A 14,409-nucleotide genomic window follows, 5' to 3' on the forward strand; every position below is an offset into this window, starting at 1 on the left:
CGTGCGGGACGAGATGGGGGCGATCACACCGACGTTCGGTCGTTCGACTCGCCCGTCTCGACAGCGCGCTTACGACGGTTGCCCAACGGTGGGTTCCGCGACACCCAGGCCATGGCACCGACGATAGCGGCCACTCCGACGGTCACGCCGCCCACGATGCCCGCCCAGCCGGCGAAGCTACGAGTGTTGGGGTCCGGGTAGTTGACCTCGGCACGCACCGAGGTGACTTCGCCTGCCGGCAGCTTCCACGAGATCGAGTTGTCGCTCTCGCGAGTGCCGTTGGTGGTCCCGATACGGGCGGGAAATGCAATAGTGAACTGCACGTCGGACCCCTGGACCGGTACCGACGACAGGTCGGCGTTACCGGCGAGCGTCACGGTGTCGCCCGAACGCTGCAGGGTCAGCTGAAACGATCCGGCCGCGTTCTGGAAGATCGAACCGAGTGTCTGAACATCACCGAACGAGAGGTCGTCGAAGATGGCCTGCGACCCGACGTACCCGTCCTGGTTGTACGGCTCGACGCGGACCTTGTCCTCGATCGAGGAGGGCACCACGAGTTCGGGGCCGGTGTCGGTGTCGGAGGTGGGGACCGTCGCCGCGACGATCTGACCCGCCACCCGGTCGTTGGCCGACACACCCATCGTGACCTGGACCCGCAAGCAGCCGGCCAGCATCGGCGCGACCAGCAGCGTCAGGGCGAGCACCGAGAGAACTCGGCGTCGGCGGGTTCGAGCGGATGTTCGTGATGTCGACTGCACAGCGACATCGTGCCAGGGCGTCGCGTCGGTGTCAGTCGGCAGGGGTTGCCATCGGTGCGTGTCGGCTACGTAGAGATCCGCGGCGACGTGCGATCCACAGCAACGGGATTCCGACACTACCCATGACGACGAATCCGTAGACGGCCGAGAATCGTAGTTCGGGGCCGTCGAGGAACACCGCGTGCGCGAGCGCCGAACCCAGCCACGTCCACAGGAACAGCCCGAGGGGAACGACGTCGTCGGACGCGCGCGGGGCCACCACGCGGTTCACCGCTTCCATGACTGCGGCCATCAATGTCGCCACCAACAGCCAACCCGCGTAGTTGGTCAACGGGATCGACGACACACCCGGCAGTCCGACGGCACCGGACGTCCAGGTCCACTGGCCGTCGGTGACCATCTGAGGATCGAGATACAGGTCCCAGCCCACCATTCCGACGGCGACTGCGGCGATTCGGAATGCAGACGCTCCGAGCCGTGTCGCACCGAGATGGCCGACGATGAACGTGACCGCGCACCAGATCGGATAGAACCCCGCCGTCCAGGCGAGTGGAACCACCACGGGGACCTCGAACAGGCTGGGTCCGAGTCGATTCTGCGCGTAGAAGTACTCGCCGAAGGGAAATCCGGTGGCCGTGCCGACGAGTTCTGACACGAATCCCGTTCCTGCAGTCAGGATCACGAGAGCCGCCGCCCACAGCTTTCCGCGGTACAGCACGGCGTGCGCGATCGACGCCAGCGCGAGTAGCGCGACCACCGCGATGGTCACCGCGTCCCGCGTCGAACCCGATACGAGCGGGTAGCAGATCTGGGCTGCGACGGCACCGATCGCGAAGACCGTCGGGGCAATCTTCATGCTCGTCTCCTGCTGAAGAATGCGCGACGACGCCCCGCGCGTGCGTCCGCGAGTGCGATTCTCGCCGCCGAACGGCCGCTGGCCGCTGTGACGCCGCCTCCCGGGTGAGTCGACGCGCCGGTGAGATAGAGACCGTCTGCTCCGGGAACGCGGTGGCCGGCCAGTTGGGGATGAGGACGCCACATCATCATCTGGTCCAGTGACATGTCCAGGTGCATGATGTTGCCTCCGATCAGTCCGAGTTCCTGCTCGATGTCCGGCGGCGACTGTACGTACCGATCGAGGACCGACGCGGCGAATCCAGGGGCGTAGCGATCGAGCTCGGCGACGATTCGATCACCCTCGACCTCGGCCAAAGAACGTTGCCCCGGTACGTTCGAGCGCCACCGGCGGCCATCGGCGAGAGTGTGCGGATGCCACTGCGACCACAGGGAGATCTGATGCTGACCCGGCGGCGCGATCGTCGGATCGAGGGCGCTGAACGACATGCCGAGAACAGCGGGGTTCGGCGGCAGCTCCCCGGCGAGAGCGTGCCCGTGAGCCAACCGCAATTGCGCGCGGTCGCGGACGAGCAGCGCGAGACCGTGGGTACCGTCCTCGATGCAGTCGGCGCTCGGGTACTGCGGCAGCGCGTCGGTGGCCAACCGAACCGCGGTACCGATCCCCGGACCCACCCGAATGGTGGAGCGCCACCGGGCCAGCTGCGCCGCGTCGTGTCCGCCCTCCGCCAGCAGGTCGAGCGTGGTCAGGATGTGACACCCGGCCACGACGACCGTGCTGTCGATCTCCCGTCCCGACGCGGTCCTCGTCGTCCAGCCATGCGCGCGACGCGTCAGCGATACGGCGGCATCGCCGAGCGTCAGCGCTGCCCCGTCCCGGTGCAGCCGGGCGATCATCGCCTCGGTCAGTGCGCCGCTACCGCCGACGGCGCGGCCCGGTGGGAGCGTGTGCATCAGAGCCGCGAACCCGACCATCGGGGCGGTGCCGGGCTCGGACATCGGCGGGCCGGACTGCGCTCCGAACCATGCCAGCGCAGCCTTGAGTCGCTCGCTCGTGAACATTTCGTCCAGCAGGGAATCGCCGGTGGCAAGAAACTCGCGCGAGAGCGCGCTGCCGCCGTCGGGCGCACCGAGTCCCCAGAAGGATCGGAGCAGTTTGGACCCGGTGGGCGGCCCACCGAATGCGCGCATGGTGCGTTCGCTGCGCGGACCCCACACCGAGACGAAGGAACGGTAGGCGCGCGCATCGGCGGGCCCGCAGGCGGCAGCGATGGACTCGCACGTTCGATCGAGGCTGCGATGGAAGACGATGGCGCGTTCGGCGGTGTCGACGTCGCCCGGGGCGAATGCCCACGGATCGCAGTCGATGTAGCGCAGCCCGAACTCCTCGAGTCCGAGCTCTTCGACGATCCCGGTGTGCCTGATCATGATGTGCGCGGACGAGCCGCGGTCGACTCGATGGCCGGGGAAGCGCTCCACCGTCGACACCGCACCGCCCGCGACGGTGTCGCGTTCGACGATCTCCACCGACATTCCGGCATCGGTCAGGTAGCAGGCAGAAGTCAGGGCATTGTGGCCGGAGCCCACCACCACAGCATCGATCACACCTTCAGGCTACGGGCCCGTCGAGCGGCAACCGGCGGCCCAGCACCGCGAAGGGGCGCCGGTCGCCGGCGAACGTGAAGTGCCGCAGTACGTCCTCGAAGCCGAGCCGTCGATACAACCGCCAGGCGCGGTTGTCCTCCTGCGCGACCTCGGGTGTGGACAACATCACAGAGTGCGCTCGAACACCGTCGAGCAGCCTGCGACAGAGACGCCCGCCGAGTCCGTGTCCTTGCGCGCTCGGTAGTACGTGCAATTCGGTCAGTTCGAAGTAGTCGCCGAGGGTGGCGTCGACGTGCTGTGTCGAGTGTCCGGCGCGGCGCAATCCGTCGCGGACCTGCTGATGCCACCACTGATGGTGCGCGCCGTGATACCCGTACGCAACGGCGACCAGCGTGTCCGGCTGCGTCTTGTCGGGATTGGGCACCATGGCTCCCACCGCTCGCCAGCCCGGCCGGTGCAGATGCTCCGTCCACATCGGTGCGCGGCTGTGCTCGGTTCCGCGGGGATATCCCATGGCCTCGACGTAGATCGCCAGAGCTTCGAACAAGCGCCGACGGAATTCCTGGGGCGTCAGATCGACCACGTAGGGGGTTGTCTGCGCATCGGTGACGACGGTTCTCACCCTTTCTTCGGCAACTTGTCGGTGGGCACAGCTATATTGAATGTGTCGAACGGGTGTTCGATGATCGGGGCCGAGCGCGCCGGTGGATCACCTCGACGAACGAGGCGGATTCTCCCGGAGTTCGACTGTAAGGCTTCATCACGGTTCCAGGCGTGTCGGTAGCGCGCCCGGAGATTCGAACTGGAGGTGTTCGAGTATGACGATGACGAAGACATTCGATGTCGGCGTGCGGTCGCCGGTGTCGCGTCAGGCGCAGGTCCTGCTCGGTCGAGCCGATGCGTTGCTGTCCGAATCCATCGGTGAGCGCGATGCGGGGGACCGCTTCCTCGGAAGCTACATCGCCGCACTCAAGGGTGCTGCCGCAGTCCTGGCATCGCTGCCCAATTCGATCGGCTCGCGGCCACGTTCACGCAACGCCTGGGTTCTGATGGCGAAGGCTGCGCCGGATCTGGCGATCTGGTCCGAGTACTTCTCGTCCTTCTCCGCAACCCGCGCGGCAGTCGAGGCGGGTGCCTCGTCCGCTGTCGGAGACGTCGACGCCGACGACTTCTATCGACACGTCAGTCGTTTTCTGAACGCGGTCGAGGACCGGTTGGGCGGTCAGTCGAGGTTCCAGCCCGTCGATCCGATAGCGGCACCGCTGTCCGCATAGCCCGCCGCGTCGATTCCTCGAGTCCGAACGGACGTGAACGGCCACGTCACACGGTGTTCGACAAGTGTTTCCGAGACGTCCGTCTCGAAAACTTGGTCGTTTCTCAGGAACACATAGTGCGAGTAGGTGGTAAGCGGCCGATTCAGCTCGTATCATCGTCAGTAGGTAGCCGCCAAGGTCAGCTTCCCGTCGCTTCTGAACCGAAACGACTCTCATTATCTGTGCAGGGGGAGGTACCGTGCCACTCTCCGAGCACGAGCAGCGCATGCTCGATCAAATCGAGAGCGCTCTCTACGCCGAGGATCCCAAATTCGCGTCCCATGTGAGGGGCGGTCGCGTTCGCGCGGCGTCGAGCAAGAGGCGTTTTCAGGCTGCCGCGTTGTTCGTCGTGGGACTCGTGTTGCTCGTCGCCGGTGTAGCACTGTCGACGAACAGTCTGGGTTTTCTCGTCGTCAGCCTCATCGGCTTTCTCTTCATGTTCGGTGCCGGGGCACTGTTCTTGTTCGGCGGCTCCAAGAAGGGAGCTGCCGCGACCGGCGAAGAAGGTAGCGCAAGCGACCGAGCCGGCACGCAAGGTCGTAGTGCTCAGCCGAAATCGAGTGGTGGCCGCAAGGGCGGCAGCTTCACCTCTCGAATGGAAGACCGTTTTCGTAAGCGGTTCGATCAGGAGTGATATGACTCCGCCGTCCGGATCTCCCTGGGCCTGACGGTCACCCACCACAACTTCACCGATTCGACAGCAGCACCTCACCCTCGGGTGAGGTGCTGCTGTCGTTCCACGGCTCTTCGATACGGCGAGCCTTCCGTGGCCCCTGTCGCGCGGCGTGCTCGATCAAGTCCGCCCCAGCGACGACGCGGGGCGATCGTTTCCGTGCGGTGGTTCCGGGGCGGTGGTTCCGGGGTGAACTCCCCACTTCCCCCCACAGCCGGCAATCGCCCCCACTTCTCCCCACTCGGACCCCACTTCGAGGGTCCAGCTGCGCTTGTCAGGCGGGTTGTCGCACAAAATGCCTGCTCGCGACGCCGCGCACCCCGGGGGATTACGCCAGCCGGATCAGGGCAGACGTCGAACGCGGTGACGTAAACAGGCAATCTTCTTGCATCTGAGCTGCGGATATGTGGTTGTCCACAAAGTTTTCGGGCTGTGAATGGTTCGAAGTGGGGGAGAGTGGGGTAAAGTGGTCCGCAGCGGAGAGTCGAGGCTGGAGGTGGCGAGTGTTTCTCGGTACCTACACGCCGAAGCTCGACGACAAGGGTCGACTCACGTTGCCGGCCAAGTTTCGGGACGCGCTTGCGGGAGGTGTCATGGTGAGCAAGGGGCAGGATTTCAGCCTTGCTGTCTACACCGCGGCAGACTTCGCAGAGCGTTCTCGAAAGTTGACGGCGGCCTCTCGTGCCAACCCCAAAGCCCGTGCCTATGTGCGCCAGTTCTTTTCGGGAACCGACGAACAGCGGCCGGACGGACAGGGCCGTATCACCATCAGTCCCGAGCATCGTCGGTATGCGGGACTCGAACGCAACTGCGTGGTGATCGGATCGATGGACTTCATCGAGATCTGGAACGACGAAGCCTGGGCCCGCTACTCCGCCGAGAACGAGCAAGATTTCTCCGACGCGTTCGACGAATCCCTCGGAGGGATCTTGTAGACCACCGAGGCCGTCTGCGAGTGCAGCGAGGCCTCTGCCCGATCAGAACCCTGACGTTCTTCCCCAACGCCAGGTTTCGCAGATCAGGACCCTGACGTTCTTCCCCAACGCCAGGTTCCCTATCGGACAGGGACCTCGAAGCATTCGCACCGGCCGCAATGGACGACCCGCAGGGCCCGGACCCGGGCGAGAAGTACGTATACGCAACCGGGAGGGACCATGACGGAGGGAGCCGGGCCGGACGAGAACGACGCGTCCGCCGACCGCACTCACCGTCGCTCCGGCGGCCCGATCCACGTCCCCGTTCGACTCGAGCGTGCCGACGAGCTTCTCGGGCCCGCAGTGGAATCGGCGGACGACCCCGACACGACTCGCGTCATGATCGACGCCACGCTCGGACTCGGCGGTCACGCCGAACACTTTCTACGAAAGTATCCCGGTCTGCACCTCATCGGACTCGATCGCGATCCTGACGCGCTCGACAAGGCGGGTGCCAGACTGGCCCCGTTCTCGGATCGAACGACTTTGGTGCACACCACATACGAGGGCATCGCCGCCGCCCTCGACGAGGCCGGGCTTCCCGCGACCTATTCCGTTCACGCCATCCTGTTCGACCTCGGAGTGTCGTCGATGCAGCTGGACGAGTCGGACCGCGGCTTCGCGTATTCCGTCGATGCACCGCTGGACATGCGGATGAATCCGACGCAGGGCATCACGGCAGCCGACGTGCTCAATACGTACTCGCACGGCGATATCGCTCGCGTGCTCAGCACCTACGGAGAAGAGCGGTTCGCAGGCAAGATCGCGTCCGCAATTCTGCGGCGACGGGAGCACGCGCCGTTCACCACGAGCGGCCCGTTGGTCGAATTGCTTTATGCCGCAATACCGGCCGCGACTCGCCGCACCGGTGGGCATCCGGCAAAGCGAACTTTCCAGGCGCTGCGTATCGAGGTCAACGGGGAGCTCGATTCGCTCAAAGCTGCGGTGCCGGCCGGACTCGACGCCTTGGCCGTCGGCGGCCGCGTCGTCTTCATGTCGTATCAGTCGCTCGAAGATCGAGTTGTCAAGCAGGAGTTGGCCCCTCGGATCAAGTCTCGAAGTCCCGAGGGGTTGCCGGTCGAACTTCCCGGGATGGGTCCGGAATTTCGGCTGTTGACCAGAGGTGCGGAACGCGCCTCGGACGAGGAAATCGAAGTCAACCCACGCTCGGCCCCGGTGAGGTTGCGCGCCGCCGAACGGATTGCAAGGAGAGCGGAATGACGGTTCCAGGCACAACTGTTGGAACACAACGCAATCGGGTTCCGGCTACTCGACCCGAGCGGGCCGGCCGCGGTGGTCGGTCCGGAGCCGCATTGCGCGCCTACGAGCGCAGGCAGCAGCGTGCCTCGATACATACGTCGGATTCTGCTCGCGGTTCGGCGGCCTCACTTCGCCCGACGCTCAACGGCAGCGCCATTGCGGCTCGAATCCCGTTCGTAGCCTTGGTCATCGGTCTGCTTGCCCTCGGGCTCGGCTTGACGTTGTTGTTGACGACGCGCTCGGCGGGGGACTCCTACGACCTCAGTGCCGCCAAGGCCGTCAACGCCGAGCTCGCACAACAGCGTGCCTCCTTGCAGCGTGACGTCGAGCTCGCGGAATCTGCGCCCGAGCTCGCGCGCAAAGCCGCCGCGATCGGAATGGTCCCCGCCAAGAACCCCGCCCGCCTCGTCGTAGCCCCCGAGGGCGGTGTGCAGGTCGTCGGCACGCCCGCTCCCGCCGACGGTGCGCCGGTTGCACCCCTCGATCCGCCTCCCGCCACCGGCTCGGGGGAGGGCTCGGTTCCGAGTGCGTCGACACAGAATCCCGCACGACAGTCGGCGCAGTCGCAGACTCCGAGAAGTGCGTCGCAGCCCACCAGGCCGACGGGCACAGGTGACACCCGTGCCGCCACGCCGAGTGCGCCCAATGGTGCCGGAACTGCCGCGCTTGCTGAACAATTGGTTCCCATGAGCACCCCCTCGGCTCCCGCCCCCGGCGAATCCTCCGGTGACGAGCAGTGACCAGGCCGTCGCCTGCGTCACGTCCCCGGCCCGCAGATCGAGCGCGGCCGGGACGAAAGCGTTTGGACTCGTCCACATTTCGTTTTCGGCACGGTACGGGCCGCATCTTGATGTACGTGGCCTTGGCGGTCGTCGCGGCACAGTTGCTGTGGATTCAAGGATTCGATGCGCCGACACTGTCGGCCGAGTCCGCCTCGCAGCGCACCACCACCCTCGTCGATCCGGCGATGCGCGGCTCGATCCTCGATCGCAACGGAAACCCGATCGCTTTCACCATGGAAGCGAAAGCGCTGACGTTCCAGCCGGTCCGGGTTCGTAGAGAACTCGACGAGGCACGCGCGAAGGATCCGACGAAGCCGGAAACCGACAAGTACCTCGACGACATCGCCGAGCGGATCCACAGCGATCTCGGTGACGTCGTCAGCAAGAAGGATCTGCTCGCGAAACTGAAGAGCAACGACGAATTCACCTATCTGGCACGGGGTGTGGACGCCACCGTGGCGTCGAACATCAGCAAGGAATTCAAGCAGGTCGGGCTCGAACGTCAGGACATCCGCGAGTACCCGGGTGGCTCGCTCGCCGCGAACATCGTCGGGGCCACCGGGTGGGACGGACACGGCCTGCTCGGGCTCGAGGATTCGCTCGACGCCACGCTCGCCGGTACCGACGGATCGCAGACCTACGATCGCGGCTCCGACGGGGCCGTCATTCCCGGCAGCTGGCGAGACAAGCAGCCCGCGGTCAACGGCTCGAACGTGGAACTGACCATCGACGCAGACCTGCAGTACTACGTACAGCAGCAGGTACAGCTGGCGAAGGATCTGTCCGGAGCCAAGAATGCGTCTGCCTACGTTCAGGATTCGCACACCGGCGAAGTGCTGGCCATGTCGAACGACAACACCTTCAACCCCGGAATCGGCGTCGGAAACAACGAACGGACCAAGGAGATGGGCAATCTGCCCGTCACGACGCCGTTCGAGCCCGGTTCGGTCAACAAGATCATCACTGCTGCAGCCGCTATCGAGTACGGGCTCACCACACCCGACGAGGTGCTGCAGGTACCGGGCAACATCTTCATGTCCGGTGTCTCGGTCCGGGACGCCTGGGAACACGGAGTTGCGCCGTACACCTCCACCGGAGTGTTCGGTAAGTCCTCCAACGTGGGGACTCTGATGCTGGCTCAACGTGTCGGCGAGGATCGGTATGCCGACATGCTGAACAAGTTCGGCCTGGGCCAGCGCAGCGACGTCGGCCTCCCCAATGAGAGCGCAGGCAGCGTGCCCAGCCGCGATCAGTGGTCGGGCGGTACCTTCGCCAACCTGCCGATCGGGCAGGGTCTGTCGATGACGCTCCTGCAGATGACCGGGATGTACCAGGCGATCGCCAACGACGGTGTGCGCATCCCGCCTCGGATCGTCGCGGCAACGGTGGACGCCAACGGCGAACGAACCGAGACACCGCGACCCGACGGGGTGTACGTGGTCAGTCCCGATACCGCGAAGACGGTCCGCAACATGTTCCGGTCGGTCACCCAGGACGACAACGGAAATCAGCGCGGTACCGGAGTCGCCGCTGGTGTCGAGGGCTACCAGATCAGTGGTAAGACCGGCACCGCCCAGCAGGTCGATCCCGAGTGCAAGTGCTACTCGAACTCGAAGTACTGGATCACGTTCGCGGGTATCGCTCCGGCCGACGATCCTCGCTACGTGATCGGGATCATGCTGGACGCGCCGTCCCGCAGTGCCGACGGCTCGGGAGGGCAATCGGCCGCACCGCTGTTCCACAACATCGCCAGCTGGCTGTTGCAGCGCGACAGTGTTCCGATGTCCGCAGACCCGGGCCCCAAGTTGGTTCTTCAGGCCGACTGAGGCTCGAATCTGTCGGTCCGGGAATCGGGGCGGCAGCATGCCGATCGCGGTCGCCGGTAATCTGACACATCGGCTCGAGGCGTGTTCGTCGATCAGCCACCGCAGCGTGTTCGAGCTGACGCAGTGTGCGGTGGCAGTACAGAGGAAGGGAGCAGGAGTGACTGTGTCATTGGATTCACAACCCGCTCCGGGGTCTCGGCCGGCGAATCCGCCGCACACCGACGTATCCGACGTGGCGTCCGCTGTCGGTGCAACGATCGAGTGGGGACACCTCGACGGAGTGCAGGTCACCGGAATCGATCTGCGAGCGCAGTCCGTTCGTCCCGGCGATCTCTTCGCCGCGCTACCCGGATCCGCTCGGCACGGAGCCGAGTTCACCGCCGACGCGATCGAGCGGGGTGCGGCGGCGGTCTTCACCGACCCATCCGGTGCCGACATCGTCCGCGGCGTCCTCGCCACCGCCGATCGCCAGGTTCCTGTCCTCGTGCACGACCGACCACGCCAGGTGCTCGGAACCGTGTCCGCCCTCGTGTTCGGCAATCCGTCGTCGAAGATGGCGGTCGTCGGAATCACCGGCACGTCGGGCAAGACGACGACCGCGTACCTCGTGGAGGCCGGCCTGACAACCGCCGGCCGCCGCTGCGGACTGATCGGCACGATCGAGACCCGCGTAGTGGGCCGGCACGTACCGAGCGCTCTCACCACCCCCGAGGCTCCGCAGTTGCATGCGCTCTTCGCCGTCATGGTCGAGGCCGGAGTCGACACCGTGGTGATGGAAGTGTCCTCCCATGCGTTGTCCCTCGGCCGAGTCGACGGCACCGACTTCGCGGTCGGCGCGTTCACCAACCTGTCCCAGGATCATCTCGACTTCCACGACTCGCTCGAGGACTACTTTCTGGCCAAGAGCCGGCTGTTCGGGGTCGATTCGCCGGTCCGGGCAGACACAGCTGTCGTGTGCGTCGACGATGCCTGGGGCGTGCGGATGGCCGACATCGCCCGGTCGGCCGGATCCACGGTCGTCACGGTGTCCACCGGTGCCGACTCGCAGTGGACCGTCTCCGAGTGGGCCAAGCACGACGACGGAACGCAGTCGTTCACCGTTGCCGATCCGAACGGAACGGCATTGCCGGTGTCGGTGCGTCTGCCGGGTCGCTACAACGTCGCCAACGCCGTGCTCGCGCTCGCGACCTGCGAAGCGGCAGGAGTGGATGCCGCGACGGCGGCGCCCGGAATCGCGACCGTCGATGTGCCCGGTCGAGTGCAACGAATCGATCGTGGCCAGGACTTCCTCGCGGTGGTCGACTACGCCCACAAGCCCGCTGCGGTCGAAGCGGTGCTGGCGACTCTGCGAGAGTCGTCCCGTGGACGTATCGCCGTCGTGTTGGGTGCCGGCGGGGATCGAGACACCGCCAAGCGCCCTCTGATGGGTGCGGCCGGAGCGCGCGGTGCCGATCTGCTCGTGGTGACCGACGACAATCCGCGCAGTGAGGATCCGGCAGCGATACGGCATGCCGTCGAAGACGGTGCACTGTCGGTGCCCGACGACGCTCGTGGCGAAGTACGAAATGTCGAAGGCCGCGCAGCGGCGATAGAACAAGCCGTGGCGTGGGCACGTGAGGGGGACGTTGTGTTGATCGCAGGTAAAGGACACGAGACGGGCCAGGAGGTGGCGGGGGTGAAGTATCCGTTCGACGACCGAGTGGTACTCGCATCGGCCATCGACGCACGACTGGTCACCACGAGCGCAGGCGCACGGTGATACCGCTCTCGATCGCTCGCATCGCCGAGATCGTCGGCGGCGAACTGCACGACGTGGCGGACCCGACGGTGCTGGTCGCCGGGCCGGTGGAGTTCGACTCACGCAAGGTCACACCCGGCAGTGTCTTTCTCGCCCTGCCCGGTGCCAAGGTGGACGGCCACGAGCACGCGGCCGACGCCGTGGCCGCAGGCGCTGCTGTCGTTCTCGCGGCGCGTCCGGTGGGCGTCCCGGCTGTCGTCGTTCGGCCGGTGCCGCACTCGAGCCGTGCGATGGCACTCGAACACGACCCGGAGGGGGCCGGCGCTGCGGTGCTGACCGCGCTCGGCGCGTTGGCCCGGGAATCGGTGCTCGAACTGACCGCGCACCACGACCTGACCGTGGTGGGCGTGACGGGATCGTCGGGCAAGACGTCGACGAAGGATCTCATCTCGGCGGTGCTGCGTCCGCTCGGATCCGTGGTGGCCCCACCCGGATCGTTCAACAACGAACTCGGGCATCCATGGACTGCTCTGCGGGCCGACGCCGATACCGACTTCCTCGCCCTCGAGCTGTCCGCCCGGGGAATCGGCCACATCGCCGAGCTCGCCAGGCTTGCGCCGCCGCGGATCGGGGTGGTCCTCAACGTCGGAACCGCGCACCTGGGCGAGTTCGGTTCACGTGCCGCCATTGCGCTGGCCAAGGGTGAACTGGTCGAGGCACTGCCCGCTGCTGCGGACGGCGGCGTGGCGATCCTCAACATCGACGATCGTCTGGTCGCCGAGATGGCGACACGCACGAAGGCGGCCGTCGTCACCGTCGGACTCAACGCGGACGCCGACGTCCGGGCCGTCGACGTCGTGGTCGATACCGATGCGCGAGCGTCGTTCACACTCGTGTGTGCGGCAGGCACGGCGCACATCACCCTGGCGGTGCACGGTGAACATCAGGTGGGCAACGCCCTGGCTGCCGCAGCCGTCGCGCTCGAGTGCGGGGCCGGCGTGGCCCAGGTTGCCGAAGCGCTCTCGACCGCGGTACCCACCTCGATCCGCCGGATGGATGTACGCACCCGCGCGGACGGCGTCACCGTCATCAACGACTCGTACAACGCGAATCCCGATTCGATGCGGGCCGCCCTCAAGGCGCTGGTGTCGATGTCGCGGCGAGACGACGGGCCGAAGCGGCGCAGTTGGGCGGTGCTGGGGGAGATGGGCGAGCTCGGCGGCGAATCGGTGGTGGAGCACGATGCGATCGGTCGGCTCGCCGTCCGCCTGGACGTCGATCGGTTGATCATCGTCGATTCGGGTCGGCCCACGCGTGCGCTGCATCAGGGCGCCGTCATGGAAGGGTCCTGGGGCGAGGAATCGATGCTCGTACCCGACCGCGAGACCGCCATCGCCGTGCTCGAGGACGAGGTTCGCGCCGGCGACATCGTTCTGGTCAAGGCCTCGCAGTCGGGCGCGATGTGGACCGTTGCCGACGCCCTGTTGGCCGAACCGTCGGCCGACGCCCTGTTGGCCGAACCGTCGGAGGGCGAGCAGTGAGACAGATCCTGTTCGCCGGAGGGATCGCACTTGCAGTCGCAATTCTGCTGACTCCCGTGCTCATCAAGACCTTCTCGAAACAGGGCTTCGGCCAGGAGATCCGGGTCGAGGGCCCGGCGAGCCATCAGTCCAAGCGCGGTACTCCCACCATGGGCGGCGTGGCGATCCTGGTCGGGATCTGGGCCGGCTACTGGGGCTCGCACCTGATCGGCATCGGATACGACGCCGAGGGGCCGTCGGCGTCGGCTCTACTCGTACTCGGCCTGACCACCGTGCTCGGCCTCGTCGGCTTTCTCGACGACTTCATCAAGATTCGTAAGCAGCGGAACCTCGGTCTGAACGCCACCGGCAAGTACGTCGGCCAGATCACCGCGGCGGTGCTGTTCGCCATCCTGGTCCTGCAATTTCGCAGCGACGACGGATTGACTCCGGGCAGCACTCAACTGTCGTATGTGCGCGACATCGCAACGTGGTCGATGTCGGCTGCTGTCTTCGTGTTTTTTGTCTGTCTGCTGGTGATCGCGTGGTCCAACTCGGTCAATCTCACCGACGGCCTCGACGGCCTGGCGGCCGGGTCCATGACATTGGTCCTCGGGGCGTACACCGTCATCACCTTCTGGCAGTACCGGCAGGCGTGTGCAGGACCGGCCGGTCCTGCGCCGGGTTGCTACGACGTACGCGACCCTCTCGACCTGGCCCTGGTGTGCGCATCGGCGGCCGGTGCCTGCATCGGTTTCCTGTGGTGGAACGCCGCGCCCGCCAAGATCTTCATGGGCGATACCGGATCCCTCGCTCTGGGCGGCCTGATCGCAGGACTGTCCGTGGTCACCAAGACCGAACTGATCATGGTGGTCATCGGCGCGTTGTTCGTCGCCGAAGCGGCGTCGGTCGTCATCCAGGTCGCAGTGTTCCGGTCGAGTCGGCGACGCGTGTTCCGAATGGCCCCGTTCCATCACCACTTCGAGTTGGCCGGTTGGGCCGAGACCACGGTCATCATCAGGTTCTGGTTGCTCGCCGCGATCGCCTCGGCCGTCGGCTTGGCACTGTTCTACAGCGAATACCTCGCGGCTGTGGGCGGCTAGGC

13 protein-coding genes are annotated in these 14,409 nt (G+C 66.0%); 9 read left to right on the forward strand and 4 right to left on the reverse strand.

Annotated features, from left to right (window positions below; translation table 11 throughout):
- Positions 1-23: 23 nt before the first annotated feature.
- The 4 genes from CH266_RS19755 to CH266_RS19770 are packed head-to-tail and all read right to left on the reverse strand — an operon-like array spanning position 24 to position 3,840.
- Positions 24-758, reverse strand: coding sequence for an LppM family (lipo)protein (locus tag CH266_RS19755; protein ID WP_094715989.1), 735 nt, complete (start codon positions 756-758; stop codon positions 24-26).
- A gap of 31 nt (positions 759-789) precedes the next feature.
- Positions 790-1,614 (reverse strand): carotenoid biosynthesis protein, encoded by an 825-nt coding sequence (locus tag CH266_RS19760; protein ID WP_094715990.1) that lies wholly within the window; start codon positions 1,612-1,614, stop codon positions 790-792.
- A complete protein-coding gene (locus tag CH266_RS19765; RefSeq protein WP_094715991.1) occupies positions 1,611-3,218 on the reverse strand; it encodes a phytoene desaturase family protein in 1,608 nt (535 codons plus the stop codon). Before CH266_RS19765 ends, CH266_RS19760 begins: the two co-directional genes overlap by 4 nt.
- A gap of 4 nt (positions 3,219-3,222) precedes the next feature.
- Positions 3,223-3,840 carry a GNAT family N-acetyltransferase gene (locus CH266_RS19770; protein WP_027497355.1) on the reverse strand — a complete coding sequence of 206 codons (618 nt, stop codon included), beginning with the start codon at positions 3,838-3,840 and terminating at the stop codon, positions 3,223-3,225.
- A gap of 196 nt (positions 3,841-4,036) precedes the next feature.
- On the opposite strand from CH266_RS19770, the gene CH266_RS19775 reads away from it, so the two are divergent.
- The 9 genes from CH266_RS19775 (at position 4,037) to mraY (ending at position 14,407) form a co-directional block, all read left to right on the forward strand.
- Complete coding sequence (locus tag CH266_RS19775; RefSeq protein ID WP_052057180.1) at positions 4,037-4,492, forward strand: SAV_6107 family HEPN domain-containing protein; 456 nt, start codon at positions 4,037-4,039, stop codon at positions 4,490-4,492.
- Positions 4,493-4,730: 238 nt separating this feature from the next.
- Entirely contained in the window at positions 4,731-5,165 is a 435-nt protein-coding gene (locus tag CH266_RS19780; RefSeq protein WP_027497353.1) for a DUF3040 domain-containing protein, read from the forward strand.
- 542 nt (positions 5,166-5,707) lie between these two features.
- Positions 5,708-6,139 (forward strand): division/cell wall cluster transcriptional repressor MraZ, encoded by a 432-nt coding sequence (gene mraZ / locus CH266_RS19785; RefSeq protein ID WP_027497352.1) that lies wholly within the window; start codon positions 5,708-5,710, stop codon positions 6,137-6,139.
- Between the two features lie 219 nt (positions 6,140-6,358).
- On the forward strand, positions 6,359-7,399 hold the full coding sequence (rsmH, locus tag CH266_RS19790) for a 16S rRNA (cytosine(1402)-N(4))-methyltransferase RsmH (protein WP_255175969.1): 1,041 nt from the start codon (positions 6,359-6,361) through the stop codon (positions 7,397-7,399).
- Positions 7,396-8,178: a hypothetical protein gene (locus CH266_RS19795; protein ID WP_240933725.1), complete on the forward strand. Its 783-nt coding sequence runs from the start codon at positions 7,396-7,398 to the stop codon at positions 8,176-8,178. Before rsmH ends, CH266_RS19795 begins: the two co-directional genes overlap by 4 nt.
- Positions 8,175-10,046: a peptidoglycan D,D-transpeptidase FtsI family protein gene (locus CH266_RS19800; RefSeq protein WP_027497349.1), complete on the forward strand. Its 1,872-nt coding sequence runs from the start codon at positions 8,175-8,177 to the stop codon at positions 10,044-10,046. The genes CH266_RS19795 and CH266_RS19800 overlap by 4 nt, the downstream gene beginning before the upstream one ends.
- Positions 10,047-10,203: 157 nt before the next feature.
- On the forward strand, positions 10,204-11,805 hold the full coding sequence (locus CH266_RS19805; RefSeq protein ID WP_094716052.1) for a UDP-N-acetylmuramoyl-L-alanyl-D-glutamate--2,6-diaminopimelate ligase: 1,602 nt from the start codon (positions 10,204-10,206) through the stop codon (positions 11,803-11,805).
- The gene (locus CH266_RS19810; RefSeq protein WP_094715992.1) at positions 11,802-13,325 is read left to right on the forward strand and encodes a UDP-N-acetylmuramoyl-tripeptide--D-alanyl-D-alanine ligase; all 1,524 of its coding nucleotides are present in this window, start codon (positions 11,802-11,804) and stop codon (positions 13,323-13,325) included. The genes CH266_RS19805 and CH266_RS19810 overlap by 4 nt, the downstream gene beginning before the upstream one ends.
- Positions 13,322-14,407 (forward strand): phospho-N-acetylmuramoyl-pentapeptide-transferase, encoded by a 1,086-nt coding sequence (gene mraY / locus CH266_RS19815; RefSeq protein WP_032374350.1) that lies wholly within the window; start codon positions 13,322-13,324, stop codon positions 14,405-14,407. The genes CH266_RS19810 and mraY overlap by 4 nt, the downstream gene beginning before the upstream one ends.
- Positions 14,408-14,409: the final 2 nt, after the last annotated feature.

The organism is Rhodococcus sp. 06-1474-1B, assembly GCF_002258885.1.
Taxonomy (GTDB): Bacteria; Actinomycetota; Actinomycetes; order Mycobacteriales; family Mycobacteriaceae; genus Rhodococcoides; species Rhodococcoides fascians.